This window comes from Rhodococcus yananensis, from assembly GCF_020515525.1.
In the GTDB taxonomy this organism is placed as follows: domain Bacteria; phylum Actinomycetota; class Actinomycetes; order Mycobacteriales; family Mycobacteriaceae; genus Rhodococcus; species Rhodococcus yananensis.
In genome coordinates this window covers 1-18,260 of sequence record NZ_JAIYEP010000042.1, presented here as the reverse complement: position 1 = coordinate 18,260, position 18,260 = coordinate 1, and the positions used below count along the sequence as shown (strand labels likewise).

Below are 18,260 nucleotides of genomic sequence, written 5' to 3'. Positions count from 1 at the left end.
CGCGGGGACCGGCGTCGTTTCACGTGAAACGACACCGGTCCCCGGGACGTGATCAATCCGGCGGATTCGTCCTGTCGGTCCGCGGATGCGGGGGCTCCGTCGGTGCCCGGTGGTGGTGCGCGGCCCGGTCCGCGGGCACGGATGTGTATTCGGTGTCGCTCTCGGAGCGGGGCAGCGTCAGGCGGCGAGGCCGCTCACGCATCGGTGCGGGTGCCCGGGTGTCCACGTCCAGCAGCATCGACGCCGGGAAATAGATGGATGCGGTGACACCCGCGTTGGTCTCGGAGTCGAACGTGGGTCGGAGTCGCACGTTGATGCCGTTGCGGGCGGCGAGCCGGCCCACCACGAACAGGCCCATCTGACGGGGCGCGTCGACGTCGGCGTCGTCGCCCTGCGCGAGGCGGGTGTTGATCTCCTCGAGCGTGTCGGCGGGAATACCGATGCCGCTGTCGGCGATGTCGAGCAGCAGGCCGCCGTCGACGGCGGGGGAGAGCACGAACGACACCGAACTGTTCGGTGGTGAGGCCCGCAGCGCGTTGTCGAGGAGTTCGGCGATCATGTGTGCGACGTCGTTGACTGCGACGCCCGTGAAGTACCCGTGCGGGGTCGTACCGATCCGGACGCGCTGATAGTTCTCCACCTGCGATACCGCGCCCCGCAGCACATCGGAGATGAGGGTCGGTGCCGTGCGGGTGCGAGGTCTGGTTCCGGCGAGTACCAGCAGGGATTCGCCGGTGCGGCGCATGCGGGCCGCCAGGTGGTCGAGCGCGAACATGCTCTGCAGCCGGACCGGGTCCTTCTCCTGGTATTCGAGTGAATCGATCAGGGACAGCTGCTGTTCCACGAGGCTCTTGTTGCGGCGCGCCAGGGTTTCGAGCATCACGGAGACCTGTTTGCGGAGGCGGGCCTGCTCACCGGCGAGTCGCAGCGCCTCGTTGTTCATCGAGTCGACGGCGCGGGAGAGCTGACCGATCTCCTCGTCGGTGTGGACGTCGATCGTCGGGAGTCGCACGCTGTCGATGTCGGCGCCGTCCTTCACCGCGGAGATCGCCGCGGGCAGATCGGTGTGGGCGGCGCCGAGGGTGCCCTCCCTCAGACGCTGCAGCGGTCGCGACAGGGAACGTGCGACGAGCAGCGCGAGGACGAGAGCGAAGGTGAGGATCGCGCCGACGAGGATCGCGTCGCGGATCGCGGCGCTGCGCGCGTCGGAGGCGAGCCGGTCCATCGTCACGGTGATCTTCCGGGTGGCGCTCTCGATGGCGTCGCTGTACGGCTGGGAGGCGGAGATCATCGCGAAGCCCAGTTGCTCACCGAATTCGGGGGTCGGTTCGAGGGTGCGGACGAGCTCCCTCCGGCTCGCGATGTCGGTGAGCATCGCGTCGATCTGCCCGGTGTCGAGGCGGGATCCGCGGAGCAGGCCGAGCGTGGCCTCCTCGTCGTTCATCGCGTTCTGGGCCACCACCTGGGCGGCTTCCGGGTTGGTGCCGAGGAACCGGAACGATTCCATCTGGGCGAGCAGGTTGACCTGGGCGTCCCACACCGTGAGGAGGTTGGTGGCGTCGACCAGCGCTTCGTTGTCCTCGAGGAGATCGAACACGACGCGGATGATGTTCCGGCAGCGTGCCAGGAAGTCGGTGGTGCTGCGGCGCAGCTCGTCCGGGGTGATCTGCGAGTCGACCGCGGCGAGGTAGAGCGCTTCACCGTCGGCCAGAACGGAATCGATGTCCTGCGCGATCTGCGGGTCGAGATCGCTCCGCGCGGCGAGACGTTCGGCGAAGTCCTTCGACCGTTCGATGTCTTCGGACGACTGGAATTGGGGAGGCAACCCGAGCGACGCCGTCGTCGCCACCGTGACCACGGCTCGTGAGAAGTCCAGCATCGCGGGGGCCACCGCGGTCTGTTCGGCGAGGGCAGCGGCCCGGCGGGCGTCGTCGAGCTGGGAGGACACCCGGAAGCCTCCCAGGACGGTCGCGGCGAGCAGGGGCACGGCCAGAACCACACCGAGCTTGTACGCCAGCCGCCAGTTGCGGGGCCGGAGCATACGAATACCGCGTTTGTCCATCCTCCGAGTCGTTCCTTCCGCGAGAGAATCCCGACGAGACCGGTCTGCGTGACTGCACGCCAGCGCACCGTTCTACCCGGCCGACCCGATCTTGTATACCGGCGCTTCCATTTGTGTCGTCGAGCACGGTCGCGGCCGACACCGATGTGTGTCACATACCAGTGCGGAGCGGTTTCACGAAGGGGAAGGCGAGGGATTCGCGGATACTGCCCCCGAGGATCAGCATGACGATCCGGTCGACCCCCATGCCGAACCCACCGGTCGGCGGCATCCCGTATTCGAGGGCGGTGAGGAAGTCCTCGTCGAGTTCCATGGCCTCCTCGTCGCCACCGGCCGCGAGCAGCGATTGTTCGGTCAGTCGCGTCCGCTGGTCGACGGGGTCCGTCAGTTCGCTGTACGCGGTGCCGAGTTCGACGCCCCACGCCACCAGATCCCATTTCGCGGCGACACCCGGCTTGCGTGGATGCGGCCTCGTCAGCGGCGACACCGACGTCGGGAAATCGGTGTAGAAGGTGGGGAACTCGGTGGGTGATTCGACGAGGTGTTCGTACAGTTCCTGTGCCGTCGTACCGGCATCCCAGCCCGGGTCGTACGCGATGCCCCGGTCGTCACACAACCGTTGGAGCACCTCGACGGGCGTCTGCGCGTCGACGGGTACGCCGAGACCGTCCGAGAGGGCGTCGTGGAAGGTGCGGACCGGCCAGTCACCGGAGATGTCGATCTCCACGGGGGTGCCGTCCGGCCCGGGGCGCACGACGATCTCGCGACCGTGCGCCGCGACCGCCGCCCGCTGGATCAGTGTCCGCGCCAGCACCATCATCTTCTCGTAGTCGCTGTGCGCCTCGTACGCCTCCAGAATCGTGAACTCCGGGTTGTGCTTGAAATCTGCACCTTCGTTGCGGAACACCCGCCCGATCTCGAACACCTTCTCCATGCCGGCCACGCACAGCCGCTTGAGATACAGCTCCGGAGCGATCCGGAGGTACAGGTCGCTGTCGTAGGCGTTGATGTGGGTGAGGAACGGTGCCGCGTTCGCGCCGCCGTGCACGGCCTGCAGGATCGGTGTCTCCACCTCGAGGAAATCCCGGGACTGCAACTCGTCGCGCAGCGAACGCACCACCGCGCTGCGCGCGGCCAGCAGACGGCGCGCAGCACGATCGGTCGCGAGATCGACGTAGCGCAGACGCACCTTCGCTTCCGGGTCGACGAGCCCCCGCCACTTGTCCGGCAGGGGGTGCAGGCACTTGCCGTCGATCCGCCACGAGTCGGCGAGCACGGAGATCTCACCGCTGCGACTGCGCCCCATCTCCCCGGACACCTCCACGAGGTCACCGAGGTCGAACAGGAATCGCTGACCCGCGACGCGCTCGCGGTCGACGAGGATCTGCAGGTCGCCGGTCCGGTCGCGGATCACCGCGAACAGGACACCACCGAAATCCCGGATGAACATGATGCGGCCCGCGACGGTCACCGCGGTCCCCGACCGTGCGGCTCGCGCCTCGGCGTTGCCGTGCGTCGGTGGGATCGCCACCGGATACGGATCGACGCCCTGCGCGACGATCCGGGTGAGGGTCTCCATGCGCACCCGCTGCTGCTCGGGCCGGGGATCGTGTGCGGCGACGGTGGTTCCGGAGGACGCGTCGTCGGGTGCGCTGCCGTCGTCGTGCAGGACACCGGACTCCGCGAGCGGAACCGGGACATTCGGGTGTATTCCGGTGTGTGCGAGAGCGTTCCGTCGGCCGAAGGTGGGGACGGTGAGGAACCCTTCCGCGATCGCCGAGGCGATCCCGATGCGGGGGATCTCCCGGTGGTCGCGGAAACACAGGTACCGGGGAACCCACTCGGGGTGATACTTCACGTTGGACCGGTAGAGGGCCTCGAGCTGCCACCAGCGCGAGAAGAACAACAGGATCGACCGCCACATCCGCATGATCGGGCCGGCACCGATACGTGCGCCCTCCTCGAACGCGGAGCGGAACACCGCGAAGTTCAACGAGATCCGCTCGATTCCGAACGCGTCGGCGTGCGTCGCCAGCTCGGTGACCATCAGTTCGACAACGCCGTTGGGGGCCTGCGGGTTACGGCGCATCAGATCCAGGGACACACCGTCGGTGCCCCACGGCACCAGCGACAGCATCGCGACGGGGTCGTCGCCGTCGAGTGCCTCGACGAGCAGGCAATCCCCGTCGAGCGGGTCGCCGAGCCGACCGAGTGCCATCGAGAATCCGCGTTCGTCCTCGGTGTCGCGCCACAGGTCCGCGAGCCGGATGACGTTGGCCATCTCGGCGGCGCCGAGATCACGGTGCCGCCGGATCCGCACCATCACATGATGTTTGCGTGCCCGGCTGACGGCCTGCCGAACCGGCCGCATGTCGCGGCCGGACAACGTGAAGTCGCGGGTGTGGAGCACCGCCTCGTCGCCGAGCTGCAGAACGGTCAGTCCCGCGCGGCGGAACGCGGTCGCCCCGGCTTCGCTCGCACCCATCACCGCGGGTGTCCATCCGTAGGCACGCGCCAGATCGAGCCATTCGTCGATTGCGTGCGGCCACGCCTCCGGATCACCGATCGGATCACCCGACGCCAGACACACACCCACCTCGACGCGATACGTCACCGCGGCCTTCCCGCTGGGCGCGAACTCGACCGCCTTGTCGCGGCGGGTCGCGAAGTAGCCGAGCGAATCGTCGCCGTGCTGCACCAACAACCCGCGGAGCGCGGATTCGTCGCTGCTGGTGAGCGCGTTGGTCGCGCGCTGCGACCGGAACAACACGATCAGGGCGGCGAGAAGGGCCAGTGCCCCGAAGAATCCGAGGAGTGTGTTGACCAGGCCGTGCGGGCGCCCCCCGAACTGGTCGTTGTCGACGAACGTCAACGCGGTGACGCGGTTGAACGCCCACCAGAACCGGTCGGCGCCGGGCAGGGTGCCGGGGAACAACTCGACCAGCCCCCACCCGAGGAGCGTGCCCACCGCGAGCCCGACGATCAGGACCCCCAGTGCTTTCCAGACCGCGCCGCGCCGGACCCGGGTGTAGAACTCGGGATACGCGAGCAGCAGGATCGCGACGACCACCGCGTGCACGACGAACGCGAGGAGATGTCCGGCATCGCGGTAGGCGATGGCGGACACCAGATTCGTGATCGCGAACCCACCGAGGTAGATCGTGAGGATCCACCACGCGATCCGTTTGCGACCGGCGACCGCCGCGGCCAGCACCGCCAGGACGAGCGCGAACGACAGGCTGGTGTCGGGCGCGTCGAAATAGTATTCGTCGACGTACGCGCGGGGCGCGTGGATCCAGTACCGGAGGGTCGGCGAGAGCGACCACAACGCCATGATCCCCGCATACACGGCCAGCGCGACACCCACGATGTGCGGAACCGCACCGAGACGTCCGGACAGGCGGTGGGCGAGCGCGGCCGGCCGGGACGTTCCCACCCGGGTCGGGGCCTCCGGCCGCTCGGTGAGATCGGCAGACATGCTCACGACGGTAGCGGCGCGGCACCCGCGTCGCCGCCCGAAACTCCGTATTCGCCCGTCGTGGGCGTGTCGTCGGGGTTCACCCCGCCGGGGTCGTCGCCTGCTCGTCGCGCTGCGGTTCGCTCCGCGACAGTGCGCTCGGCCACCAGATCCTCCGGCCGAGGTCGATGGTCAGTGCCGGCACGATCAGCGTGCGCACGATCAGGGCGTCGAGCAGCACCCCGAACGCGACGATGAACGCGATCTGTGCGAGGAACAGCAGGGGAATCACCGCGAGCGCGGAGAACGTCGCCGCCAGTACGACACCCGCCGACGTGATGACACCGCCGGTCACGGTCAGCGCCCGCAGCGTGCCCTCCCGGGTTCCGACCCTCGCGGCCTCCTCCCGCACCCGCGTCATCAGGAAGATGTTGTAGTCGACGCCGAGCGCAACCAGGAACACGAACGCGAACAGCGGCACCACGGGGTCGGCGCCCGGGAAGCCGAATACATGGTTGAACAGGAGCGACGACACACCGAGCGTGGCCGCAAAGGACACGATGACGGTGAGCATCAGCAGGATCGGTGCGACGATCGCCCGCAGGAGCACGATGAGCACCAGCAGCACCACGAGCGCGACCACCGGAATGATCAGCGTGCGGTCGCGGGTGGCGGTGTCCTTGGTATCGAGATCGACCGCGGTGGGTCCACCGACCAGCGCATCGGATCCGGGCACTGCGTGCACGGCGTCACGGAGGCGTTCGACGGTCTGTTCGGCGTCGAGCGAGTCGGCCGGATCGGAGAGGGTGGCCTGGAGCGCGACCTGTCCGTCGACGACTGTGACGCTGCCGTCGGGTCCGGTGACCGGTTCGACGGTGGTGACGCCCTCGATGCGGGCGGCGTCGGTGACGGCGTCGAGCGACGATTCGTTCGCGATGATCACGGTGGGGGAGCCGCTGCCTGCGTCGAAGTGCTCACCGAGTATCTGCTGTCCGGACTTCGAATCGGTCTGCAGGAGGAACAGGTCGGACGAGGCGACACCGCTTGCCTTGAACTGCGGCAGCAGCAGAGCGAACGCGACGAGAACGAGGCTGCACACGATCCAGATCGGTCGCGGTTTCGATCCCACCCACTGGGCGATTCGGTTCCAGAAGCGGTGCGCCTGTTCCAGGTTGTCGCTGTCGAAGCCTGGTTCGTACTGCGGCCGGGTGGGCCAGAAGGCGACTCGTCCGAGTAGGACGAGGGCGGCGGGCAGGAATGTCATGGAGGCGACGAACGACGCGGCAATACCGATCGCGGCGACCGGTCCGAGACCGCGGTTGGAGTTCAGATCGGACAGCAGCAAGCAGAGCACACCGAGGATGACGGTGCCCGCCGATGCTGCGATGGGTTCGAGCGAGGCGCGCCACGCTGTGCGCATGGCAGCGTACTTGTCTTCCTGGATGCGCAATTCTTCTCTGAAGCGGGCGACGAGCAGCAACGCATAGTCGGTGGCTGCACCGAATACCAGGATGAACATGATGCCCTGGCTCTGCCCGTTGAGCGCGATCGTGCCTGCGTCGGCGAGCAGGTAGACGAGCGCGCTGGCGAGCGCGAGTGCGAATACGGCCGAGATGATGACGACGAACGGCAGCAGTGGACTGCGGTAGACGACGATCAAGATGAGCAGCACCACACCGCCCGCGACGAGCAGCAGCAGTCCGTCGATCCCGGCGAACGCAGCCGAGAGATCCGCCGCCTGACCCGCGGGTCCGGTCACGTGGACGGTCAGGCCTTCCGGTGCGCCTTCGAGTGCGGTACGCAGCTCTTCGACAGCGTCCTTGACCTCGACGTTGCTGTCGATCGGGACGATCATCTGCACTGCCTGCCCGTCCTCGGAGGGGATGGGCGGCGGTCCCGCCGATTCCGTGGCGAGGAAGGCGATGTCGTCCTGGGTGATCCCGCCGTCGCGCTCGGCGACGACAATCGCCGGAATCGCGTCGCTGTCGCGGAACTCGGCGTAGATCTCGTCGGCGCGGGTCGATTCCGCCGAGGTGGGCAGGAAGGAACTTGCGTCGGTCGAGGCGACTTCGCTGAGTTTGCCGGCGAAGGGTCCGCCGCCGCCCGCGATCCCGAGCCACACCAGCAGCAGAACGGCTGGTATCAGCCATCGCAGACGCGAGCGGCGCGGACTCGGTGTCGTCGTGGTGCTCAAGAGATCCTCCTGGTCAGGCGGTGGCTGCTCCTGCGGAGTCACTGATCGACCGGATGACACCGACGAGCCGTCTTGTCTGCTCGGGTGCGAACAATTGAGTTGGCCCCTGCGGCGCGGTATCGGTGAACGGCGCTTCGAACAGCAGCTTCGGATCCATTTCTCCGTGCCGGGTGAGGTGACTGATCACGAGGTTGACGAAGTCGATCTGGCTCGACGAGGCGGTTCGCTCACCGAGGAACTCCGCGAAGGCTTCCTGCACGGCCTGCTGGTCGAGGCCGACCAGGGAGCGGATGAATCGCCCGAGCCCCTGTGCGTTTGCGATGGCCCGTTCCATGTCCTCGGAGTCGCCGGCGCCGCTGCGTGCCAGCAGCTCTTCGAGGGATTCCAAGTCGGCCGGGGTCAGCGATTTGCCGGAGCGCAGCTTCTGCAGGGCCAGGTTGTGGGGCTGGCGACGCAGATAGTCGCGCACTTTCGCGGTGTAGCGCTCGACATCGGTACCGGACGACATCTCCGGCATGTTCCTTTCGACGACCTCGCCGCGGGTATCAGTGAAGTCGGTGTAGACGATGGCCCGCTTCTTCTTCTCCAGCAGCCCGACGACCGATCGCAGTTCCCGCCGAGCGTGTTCGAGCATTTCCGGGGTGACGTCCTGCCACCATTCGTCGCTCGCGACCTCGCGGAGCAATTCTTCCTTGGCTTTGACCTTCGGGATCGTCAGCCCTTCCTCGAGCAGTCCGTCGGCGACACCGCGGATGGTGCCCTCGTGTTTCGGAAGGGTGCCGTCGTCGATGATGACAGCGAGCTGACCACGCAGGACTACGAGATCGAACCGCTTGGCCATCTCGTCGCTGTCGCGCACGGTGGTCGGCAGCCCGGCGAGACTCTCGACGATCTCGGCGGCCTGCTGCTCTGTCAGCGAGTCCCAGGCAGCGCGGTCGGCGTATTTCTCGACCTCACGACGGCGAGTGCGGACGATGAAGTTGTCGAGCCGCATACCGGCAACCTGGGTGTGCAGTGTGTCCGCGGTCGCCTTGCGCAGTTCCGTCACCGCGCCGGAACGGTCCAGTGCCGCCACGAGTTCGGTGCGTACGGTGAACAGCCGCTGCGACAGGGACGGCGAGAGTGCACCCTCGGAGGCGTCCGGGTGCTGATCGAAGTAGTCGAAGTTCCCGCACACGTCGAAGATGAAGAAGTCGGTCTTGTCCTGGCCGGGGCCGTACAAGTCTGGTCGCAGACGGGTGCCACGGCCGACCATCTGCCAGAACTTCGACTTCGACCGCACGGGTTTGAAGAACACCAGGTTCACGACTTCGGGGACGTCGATGCCGGTGTCGAGCATGTCGACGGAGATCGCGATGTGCGGTTCCTGGTCGGGTTGTGAGAACTTGTCGATGAGGTCTTGACCGTACGTCACCGAGTGGGTGATGACGCGCGCGAACGAGCCCTTGAACTCGGGGTAGTTGGCGTCGAACCGATCCGCGATGAACTGGGCGTGCCGCTCGTTCTTCGCGAATACGATGGTCTTGCCGAGCCTGTCGCCACCAGCGACGCGATGCCCGTGCGTCATGAGCGTTTCGAGGACCTTGTCGACGGTGTCGATGTTGAACAGCCACTTGTTGACGGCCTCGGCCTGGACGACGTCGGGGATCTCGTCGTCGGGGACGTCGTCGCCCCAGTCGATGCCCTCGTACCGCTTCTTCTCTTCGTCGCTGAGGTCGGCGTAGCGGATGCCGTGCAGCGGGAACGTCAGTGGCACCGTCACCGCGCGCGGCGGTACGAGAAACTTGTCTTTGATGGCCCGATCGAGCGAGTAGTTGTCGGTGGGGACACCGGTTTCGAGCTGGAACAGCTGGTAGGTGTTGTAGTCCACCTCGTCCTTGGGGGTGGCGGTGAGTCCGAGGAGCAGCGAGTCGAAATAGCCGAAGATGTGCCGGTACTTCTGGTACACCGAACGATGCGCCTCGTCGATGACGATGAGGTCGAAGTATCCAGGACCGAATCGTTTTGCACCACTATCAGTTTCGTCGATGAGTCCCATCATCGTGGGATAGGTGGAGACGTAGACGCGGCCCTCGGTGTTCTTGTCGGTGAGCAGGTTCACCGGCGACGAATCGGGTAGATGCGTCTTGAACGCGGCGACGGCCTGCTTGACGAGGGCCTTGCGGTCGGCGAGGAACAGCACCCGCTTGACCCAGTTGGCGCGCATCAGCATGTCGGCAAGAGCGACGACGGTACGGGTCTTTCCGGAACCCGTGGCCATGACCAGCAATGCGGCCCGCTGGTTCTCGTGCTCGAACCGTTCGGAGACGGCGCGGATGGCCTTCTCCTGGTACGGCCGGCCGGCGATTTCCTGCGGTACGGGGATGTCGGCGAGTGGCCGGATCGAGGCTCGGCGCGCGACGAGAAGTTCGAGTTCGTCGCGGGTGTGGAAACCGGCGACCTGCCGCACCGGATAGCGCAGGTCGTCCCAGAAATGGTGCTCGAAACCGTTGGTGTAATAGATGACCGGGCGGTGCCCCGTCATCTGTTCGAGGCAGTCGGCGTACAGCTTCGCCTGCTGCTTCCCGGCGAACGGATCCACGGACGTCCGTTTCGCCTCCACCACGGCAAGCGGGCGCCCGTCGGCGCTCCACAGCACGTAGTCGGCGAATCCGCTCTTGCTGTCGGGCATTCCGGTGACCGGGTACTCGCGGTCTCGCGGCTGGTCGAGCAGCCACCCGGATTCGCGGAGCATCAGGTCGACGAGGTCGCGGCGGGTCTGCGCTTCGTCGTAGTCATGGGTGTCGGGGGCGACGGCACTGGCCTGGTGGGCCGCCTCGATCTGGGCGCGCAGCTCCGCGATGAGCTGCTCGAGGCTCGCCTTCTCCAGGTCTGCCGTCTCGGCAGCCTCGTCGCGGGCCTGGACCTGCGCGATCAGGTCTTGCTTCTCGGCCTCGGACTTCTCGAGCTTCGCGTCTTTGGTGGCCAACTCGGCTTCGAGTTTGCCGAGCTGCGCGACGGTCTTCGCGACGACTGCCCCGCCGCCCGGCTTGGGCAGCCGCGCCGGGTCGAACTGCTGCTGCGGCGACGGCTTGCTCGACGGCTGCGTCGCATAGTTGCGGGCCAGCCAGGACAGGATGTGGAACAGTTCCGCGAGCGCCTTCGTGCCTGCGTCCTTCGGGACGGGCCTGGTCTCGTGGACGGCGGTGTTGCCGAGCCGGCGGATGAGATCCATTTTCGCGACGAGGGAGTGCCCGACGACGGCGACGAACTTGCCGTCATGCAGCCGGGCCGCAAGATCGGACTTGTACGGTTCCGGCAGGTTCTGGGTGCGGTAAATCCATTTGACGGTGTGCTCGACGACGCGACGGGCGTAGAAGCAGGTGGTTCGCGGGTCGAAGAGTGCGTCGCGCTCGGCCTTCTTGGCCTCGGCATGCAGCTGCGGCCATTCGGCCTGTAGGAAGTCGAAGTTCCCCACCATGGACCGTGGTCCTCTCTTCGCTCGTGTGCGCGCCCGCGCAGTGACGTGTCGTTCTGTGCTCGATCTTGGCACAGGCATCCGAGTTGTCCGGAGCCGACGAACACTACTGGCCGGGTCTGACACGAACGCCGGGGCCGAATGCCGCCAATCTTCAATACGATCGTCGCGCATTAAAGGTTGAGATACTAAGCTTTGATTGTATCGGGCAGAATGAAGGGATTCGCACAGTGGCCGAGCTGTATCGCGCGTATTGGAAGCCGGATCCCGGTTCCGGTCTGGTTGCGCGCGATCGTCGTGGCGGTCATTACGACCGTTACCTTCCCGACCTGGTGACGGACCGACCACTGATCATGCCTCCCGACCTTGCTGCGCGTGCCGCGTCCGCAGAGCGCGACATCCGGAGACTCGGAACAGGTCCTGGTTCGGGCGGACTGCAGTCGATCGCTCGATTTCTGCTGCGGTCGGAGGCGATCGCCAGCTCGATGATCGAGGGGATCGCCCCCTCACCTCAGCAGGTCGCCCTGGCCGAATTGGCGCAGGATGAGGACATCCGCGGGTTCAGCGACCAGGCGCGCCTGGTGGCCAACAACATCTCGGTCCTCCGGCGTGCGTCGAGCAGTCTGGTCGACACCGACGCCGTCACCGTGGATGACGTGGTCATGCTGCACGCAGCGCTACTGCCCGACGAACGGCATCACGGCCTCCGGCAGGTTCAGAACTGGATCGGAGGCTCGAATCGGCATCCGCTCGAAGCGGATTTCGTCCCGCCCTCGCCCGAGGATGTCGGACCGTTGATGACCGACCTCGTCGACTATCTCAACGGATCCCTGCACGGACCGCTGATTCAAGCCGGGATCGTGCACGCCCAGTTCGAAACGATCCATCCGTTCACCGATGGCAACGGTAGGGTCGGGCGCGCGTTGATCCACACCGTTCTTGCCCGGCGCGGTCTGGCCCCGGAGGCGGTGCTCCCGATCAGTCTCGTGCTGGCGACTCTCAGCGACCGCTACGTCGACGGGTTGAGCGCCTACCGGTATGTGGGCAACCCGGTCGATCCCGACGCCGTCGCTGGTGTGAACGATTGGCTCTCGACGTTTATCGAGTCCGCTGTCATCGCATCGGAGCACGCGCAACGTTTGGCACGGGACATCGACGAGCTGGCGCTCGAGTGGGTTGGCCGCCTTGCCGGCCACCGCGAGGCGCAAGGCCTTCGAGGGGAGCCCCGCGCAGGGTCCGCGACAGCACGCATCCTTCCGGTGCTCGCTGAGGCGCCGATCATGACCGCGCGCACTGTGCAACGGATCCTCGGGGTGTCGTTCCCCGCAGCGCGAGCCGCGCTCGAGGAACTCGCGGACGCCGGAGTCCTGTCCCGCAAGAGCGTCGAACGCGGCACCACAGGGTACGTCGCACGCGACGTCCTCGACCTGATCGACTGTTTCCGAGAGACGTGTCTCGGTATCAAGGATGTGGCGGGGCGTTGTCATCGCTCCGGGCGTCGCGGGATGTATCTCTCCGGCTCGGCCGTTCCCGACGGTAACGGTGCCGGGTGAGGGCGCCGGCGACGAAATGATCCAGGTGGTGCCGGCGGTTGACTCGGGGTCGCCGGTCGGGGTCGATGTGAGGTGGCGCGATCCATTCGACGCGGCCCGGATGCGCAGCATCGGGCGGTGCGACGCGGGTTTTCCAGCCGCCGGGACCGTCGTGAACGAGGGCATGGCAGCTGTCGCAGGCGAGATCCTCGTTGGTGATGTCGGTGGCGCCGCCGTGCTGCCACTCGTTCACGTGGTGCACGGCTGTGAGGGACGCAGGAGCATCACAACCGGGACGCGTGCACCCGCGAGACGCTGCGATGAGGGCGAGTCGCTGATCCGCCGAGGCGAGGCGTCGGGCGCGACCGAGGTGAAGGGGGCGGCCGTTGTGGTCGAAAATGGCGAGCACCGGGTGGGCGTTCTGCGCCATGCGCAGTGCATCCCTGATGGGAACGATGCCGCCGGTGGCGGTAGTCGCCACGCCGGACGCCTTCTCGAGTTGGTGTACCGACATTGTCATGATCGCCGTCACCGGTAGGCCGCGATGACTGCCCAGCACGCCGGACGACAGCATCTGCCGCAGCCCGGCCTTCAGTGCGTCGTGGTTGCGCTGTACCGCTGTGCGGGTGTCGCGGGCAGCGGCCTTTGCCATCGCCGTACGGTCCAGATTCGGGGAATCGACATCCCCGGTGGGTGATTCGGGGTCGTCGGGGTTGTTCATGCCGGGGCGGGCGAGCTTGGCGAGCACCGGTTCGAGGAATGCCCGCGTCTCCGGATCCAGCAGTCCGGAGATCGGGGTCATCAGGTCGGTGCCCTGCTTGCCGAGCCGCAGGCCACGGCGCCGCTTCCGTTCGCGCTCGTCGGGGGCGTTGCCGTCGGGGTTGAGGTGAGCGAGCAGGTGGATGCCGATCTTGGTGACGTCTTCAGGGGTGGTGGAGCGGGCGGCGTCGGCGAGGATCTGCTCTGCGGCGTCGATTTCGTCCGGGGTGGTGCCGCTCGGGAGCTGCCGCATGGTTCTGGCGATTGCGGCAACGTGGTCGGGGCCGATGGCACCTTCGCGGCCGGCCGACGCGGTGGCGGGGAGTGTAGCGTCCATCGGCTCGCCGCAGAGGGTGTGCCAGGTGCCGGTCTTGGTGGCGCCCTTCACGCGTTTCGCGGCATCGGCTCCCGAGATGCGGAGAGTGGAGACGAGGAAGTCGTTGATGGAGCGGCAGGCGAGGTGTGCGGGGATCGACCGTTCGACGGATTCGACGACAAGCCGGTGCCCGACGACGGCGGCCTTCCGTAGGGATACTTCGATCCGTTGCAGCGCTTCGACAACATTGGATTCGGACAGGCTCGTCAGCGGCTCGGTGAGTAGACCCTCGATGGCAGCGTCGAGGGTGGCCAGGTGGTTTCCCACTCGACCGAGCCCGTCGGAGCAATGATCAGAACCTGTGGATCCCGGGAGGGCGCGCCTTCCCGGATGATGATCTACGAAGTCACAGGATTCTGATCAAGACCAGCGCGCCAACGCTGGCGGGAAGGCACGCCCATGCTCACGGTAGTACACGAAGACCAGGACCCGAACGAGGCCGGTGGCGGTGCCGCCACGGGTCGGTCGCTGCTCGACGAGATCGTCCGTGACGGCGCCCGGCAGATGCTCGCCGCCGCACTGCAGGCCGAGGTCGCCGACTATATCGCCCGCCACGCCGGTGAGGTCGACGACAACGGCCACCGGTTGGTCGTGCGCAACGGCTACCACGTTGAACGCGACGTGATGACCGCCGCCGGAACAGTGACAGTGAAAGCCCCACGCGTGAACGACAAGCGCATCGACCCCGACACCGGCACACGCAAGAAGTTCGCCTCGTCGATCCTGCCGGCCTGGGCCCGCAAGTCCACCCCGGTGTCCGAGGTGCTGCCGCTGCTGTACCTGCACGGCCTGTCGACCAGCGACTTCGGACCCGCACTCGAGCAGTTCCTCGGCTCCGGAGCGGGTCTTTCAGCCTCCTCGATCACCCGGCTGACCGCGCAGTGGCAGGACGAGGCGAAAGCCTTCGCCCAGCGGGATCTCTCGCAGGTCGACTACGTGTACCTGTGGGTCGTCGGAATCCACTGAAGGTGAGGCTCGAGCAGGAGAAACTCTGCCTGCTGGTCATGCTCGGGGTCCGCGCCGACGGACGTAAGGAACTCGTCGCGCTCACCGACGGCTACCGCGAGTCCACCGAATCCTGGGCGGACCTGCTGCGGGACTGCCGCCGGCGCGGCGTGCGGGCACCGGTGCTCGCAGTCGGGGACGGGGCGCTGGGGTTCTGGAGGGCGTTGCGGGAGGTGTTCCCCGAGACGCGGGAACAGTGCTGCTGGTTCCACAAACAATTCAACGTTCTTGCTGCACTCCCGAAGTCGGCGCATCCGGGTGCGTTGGCGGCGATGAAGGAGATCATCGGGGCCGAGGACATCGACAGGGCGCAGTTGGCGATCGCGGCGTTCGAACGGGACTACGGCGCGAAGTATCCGAAGGCGGTCAAAAAGATCGTCGACGACGCCGAGGTGCTGCTCGAATACTTCCGGTATCCCGCCGAGCATTGGGTGCATCTACGCACGACGAATCCCATCGAATCGACCTTCGCGACGGTGTGGCTTCGGACCAGAGTGACGAAGGGACCGGGCGCACGAGCAGCAGGCATGGCGATGGCCTACAAGCTGATCGAGGCGGCGCAGTCGCGGTGGCGGGCCGTCAACGCCCCGCAGCTGGTCGCACTGGTGCGGGCGGGCGTGCTGTTCCACAAGGGCAAGCTCCTCGAGCGGCCGGTCGACATCACCCCGGATCCGTCACCGGATACTCCGGTGTCCGAGGTCGCCTGACAAACCGAGATCCACAGGTATTGACAATTCCTCCGAACAAACGATCGGCCCTGTTCGAGAAGCTGACCGCCGCCGACCCGCACGGGGACATCGCTGCGGCATGGATAGCGAAGGAACTGCTGCGCGATGTGTTGCGCTGCACCGATCGTGGTGGCCTTCGCCATGAGATCCGGGACAGACTGTATCGGTTCTACACGTTCTGCGCGGCATGCCGTGTCCCGGAGATCGGCAAGCTGGCGACGACCGTCTCGGCGTGGCAGGAACCGATGATCCTGGCGATCCCCACCGGCCTGTCGAATGCGCGCAGTGAAGGCTACAACCGGATCGTCAAGCACGTCGGCCGTATCGCGTTCGGGTTCCGTACCCCGGAGAACCAACGCCGCCGGGTACGGTGGGCCTGCACTCGACGATCACGTCGGGTCGCATCCAGCCGGCGCCAATGCCACTGCTAACTGCGAAGAGCCATCAATACCTACCTCAACGAGAACGCTCCGGAGTTCTAACTGCCGCGCGACCGAACCGCTGTCGTCACACTGTCCGGGAACGGAAAGGAGGCGGCCGATGCAACTCGCGCTCGGCATCATTGCCGCGTTGATCACGATCTCGCTGGTGCGCTCTGCCTGGGCAGCTGGCGCGGTGCGTTCGCTGTTGTACGTGCCGGCTGCGTTCATCCCGATGGGATTCACCTATCTCGGATGGAACGGCACCGACGGTGGGATGTGGGTGGCATGGCCGTACTACGTAGTCGCCACGGCGGTGTTGGCACGACAACTGGTGCTGGTGTCGCGGCGACTGCCACACCGAGGTCACAACGACAAGGTCGCGTCGTGGGCCGAACCCGCGGCGAGCATGGTCGCGTAGCCGACTGGACATAGGCAAGGGCGCCCGGCAGTGAAGATCTCCAGAAAACAAGATCTTCGACTGCTGGGCGCCCCGGCTACGACTGACGCGTCGACGTGTTACTTCTCGGTGAGCCCGAGCTCTTCAGAGAGCATCGGCCACGACCGGTAGAAGGCGTCCTGCCAGTAACCCCACGAGTGGGTACCGCCAGGTTGCAGGTCGAACGTGGCCGGGATATCCAGCTCGTTCAGGCGCTTCTGCAGATTGGTGGTGCACCAATGCACCGCCCCTTCGATCACGCCACCCACGACGACCTGATTGGCCAACGCCAGCGCCTGTTCCCCCGTGGTGGCGTCGGGCTCGCCGATCGTGAACTCGCTGCCGAGCACCTCGTGCCGACCAGGAAGGCCAGTGGCGTCGGAGATGAACAGCGGGGTTCCACGCAGACCTTCGGCGTTGATGACCGGGTCGTTCTCCCGCCACAGCGGATCGTCATCCTCGCCGTACATGTTGCGGATGTCGCCGCCACCGTAGGTTTCGACGACGAGCTTCATGAACTCTTTGCCGATCGGATCCGAGGTCTGCGCACAGCCGCTGTAGCCGGCCACCGCGGAGTAGAACCCGGGCTTGGCAATCGCATACTGCAAAACGGCGGTGGCAGTCATGGAGTTCGCGGCGATCGCCTGCACACCATTCGTTCCCAAGGCGGCATCCACCAGCGGCGGAAGCTCCTCGAGGAAGAACGTCTGCCACTTGTTGCGACCCAGCGCCGGATCGTCGTTCTTCCAGTCGGTGTAGTAAGCGAACGGGCCACCGACCGGCATCACCACGTTCACATCCTGGGTGGCCAGGAAGTCGCCGACATTAGTGTTCGCCCACCACGTGGCCCTGTCCACGCCGCCGCCGGCGCCGTTGATCAGATACAGCACGGGCCGCGGCTCGGACGCATCGTTGGGTCGTTGGACGTAGACGGTGATGTCCTTGTCCATCGCAGCCGAGTACACCTTCAGCGTCAGCTTCTGGCCGTCGATCTCTTGCGAGACGATCTTCGATCCGTTCGGTGCCACCGGGTCAGCCAACAGAGACTGCGACACCACGATCGGATCCGTCGATGTGTTCTCTTCGGCGATCGCCGCGCCGCTTCCAACTGTCCCCGCCAGCGCGATGGCCATCGCTCCTGCGATTGCTATCGATGTGGCCCTGCGGACCGATCTCCGACTCACGTCAACCCTCTCCATTCTTGCCCCCCGGGGGCGCCCCTCGACCTTCAGCACAACCTCAAGACACGCGGACGCTACTGGATGGTCAGATCGCGACCAAGCACCGAGGCGGGTGTTCTCCGCAGGTGCTGCACTCTTGTGATCAAGCCACCGCAAGCGCTTCCACCGTGTCACCGAGTTGAACCGTACCGTTCTCGCCTGCCATCTCGTGTGCCACCTCTCTCGCGCGGTTCTGCACTCCCGGCATCAACACCGTGCACAGAGCTTGGTGAAGACGCCCGTGGCTAATCTTCCGAAACGGAAACGCGACACCAATACCCAGTTTCTCGACCTGGTGACCCCACAACGGTTGGTCACCGAGCAATGATCAGAACCTGTGGATCCCGGGAGGGCGCGCCTTCCCGGATGATGATCTACGAAGTCACAGGATTCTGATCAAGACTAGCGCGCCAACGCTGGCGGGAAGGCACGCCCGTGCTCACGGTACTGGACAACAACGACGACTCCAACGAGGCCGGCAGCGGCGCCACCGCGGGTGCGGGTGGGTCGCTACTCGACGAGATCGTCCGCGACGGCGCCCGGCAGATGCTCGCCGCCGCACTGCAGGCCGAGGTCGCCGACTATATCGCCCGCCACGCCGGTGAGGTCGAC

At 66.3% G+C, this 18,260-nt stretch carries 8 protein-coding genes and 3 pseudogenes; 5 read left to right on the top strand and 6 right to left on the bottom strand.

Annotation, left to right across the window (positions count from 1 at the left end):
• Positions 1-52: 52 nt before the first annotated feature.
• The 4 genes from LDQ05_RS11745 to LDQ05_RS11730 form a co-directional block, all read right to left on the bottom strand.
• Positions 53-2,062: a HAMP domain-containing sensor histidine kinase gene (locus LDQ05_RS11745; protein WP_226437142.1), complete on the bottom strand. Its 2,010-nt coding sequence runs from the start codon at positions 2,060-2,062 to the stop codon at positions 53-55.
• Positions 2,063-2,213: 151 nt separating this feature from the next.
• The gene (gene lysX, locus LDQ05_RS11740) at positions 2,214-5,540 is read right to left on the bottom strand and encodes a bifunctional lysylphosphatidylglycerol synthetase/lysine--tRNA ligase LysX (protein ID WP_226437141.1); all 3,327 of its coding nucleotides are present in this window, start codon (positions 5,538-5,540) and stop codon (positions 2,214-2,216) included.
• Positions 5,541-5,619: 79 nt separating this feature from the next.
• Complete coding sequence (locus LDQ05_RS11735) at positions 5,620-7,713, bottom strand: MMPL family transporter (RefSeq protein ID WP_226437140.1); 2,094 nt, start codon at positions 7,711-7,713, stop codon at positions 5,620-5,622.
• Positions 7,714-7,726: 13 nt separating this feature from the next.
• The gene (locus LDQ05_RS11730) at positions 7,727-11,173 is read right to left on the bottom strand and encodes a DEAD/DEAH box helicase family protein (protein ID WP_226437139.1); all 3,447 of its coding nucleotides are present in this window, start codon (positions 11,171-11,173) and stop codon (positions 7,727-7,729) included.
• A gap of 65 nt (positions 11,174-11,238) precedes the next feature.
• Between LDQ05_RS11730 and LDQ05_RS11725 the strand changes: the two genes are divergently transcribed.
• On the top strand, positions 11,239-12,723 hold the full coding sequence (locus LDQ05_RS11725) for a Fic family protein (protein ID WP_226437138.1): 1,485 nt from the start codon (positions 11,239-11,241) through the stop codon (positions 12,721-12,723).
• Here the strand turns inward: LDQ05_RS11725 and LDQ05_RS11720 are convergent.
• Positions 12,632-14,104, bottom strand: coding sequence for an HNH endonuclease signature motif containing protein (locus tag LDQ05_RS11720; RefSeq protein WP_226437137.1), 1,473 nt, complete (start codon positions 14,102-14,104; stop codon positions 12,632-12,634). The two genes, LDQ05_RS11725 and LDQ05_RS11720, sit on opposite strands and share 92 nt — an antisense overlap.
• A gap of 132 nt (positions 14,105-14,236) precedes the next feature.
• Here LDQ05_RS11720 and LDQ05_RS11715 point away from each other — a divergent pair.
• The 3 genes and pseudogenes from LDQ05_RS11715 (at position 14,237) to LDQ05_RS11705 (ending at position 16,410) form a co-directional block, all read left to right on the top strand.
• A pseudogene (locus tag LDQ05_RS11715) lies at positions 14,237-15,549 on the top strand (IS256 family transposase).
• Between the two features lie 35 nt (positions 15,550-15,584).
• Positions 15,585-16,001: pseudogene (locus tag LDQ05_RS11710) on the top strand (transposase); the annotation flags it as partial.
• A gap of 109 nt (positions 16,002-16,110) precedes the next feature.
• Positions 16,111-16,410, top strand: a complete 300-nt coding sequence (locus LDQ05_RS11705) for a hypothetical protein (RefSeq protein ID WP_193904203.1) — start codon at positions 16,111-16,113, stop codon at positions 16,408-16,410.
• A 98-nt stretch (positions 16,411-16,508) separates the two neighbouring features.
• On the opposite strand, the gene LDQ05_RS11700 is transcribed toward LDQ05_RS11705, so the two are convergent.
• Positions 16,509-17,561: an alpha/beta hydrolase gene (locus LDQ05_RS11700; protein ID WP_226437136.1), complete on the bottom strand. Its 1,053-nt coding sequence runs from the start codon at positions 17,559-17,561 to the stop codon at positions 16,509-16,511.
• Positions 17,562-18,083: 522 nt separating this feature from the next.
• Here LDQ05_RS11700 and LDQ05_RS11695 point away from each other — a divergent pair.
• Positions 18,084-18,260 (top strand): annotated as a pseudogene (locus LDQ05_RS11695) (IS256 family transposase); the annotation flags it as partial.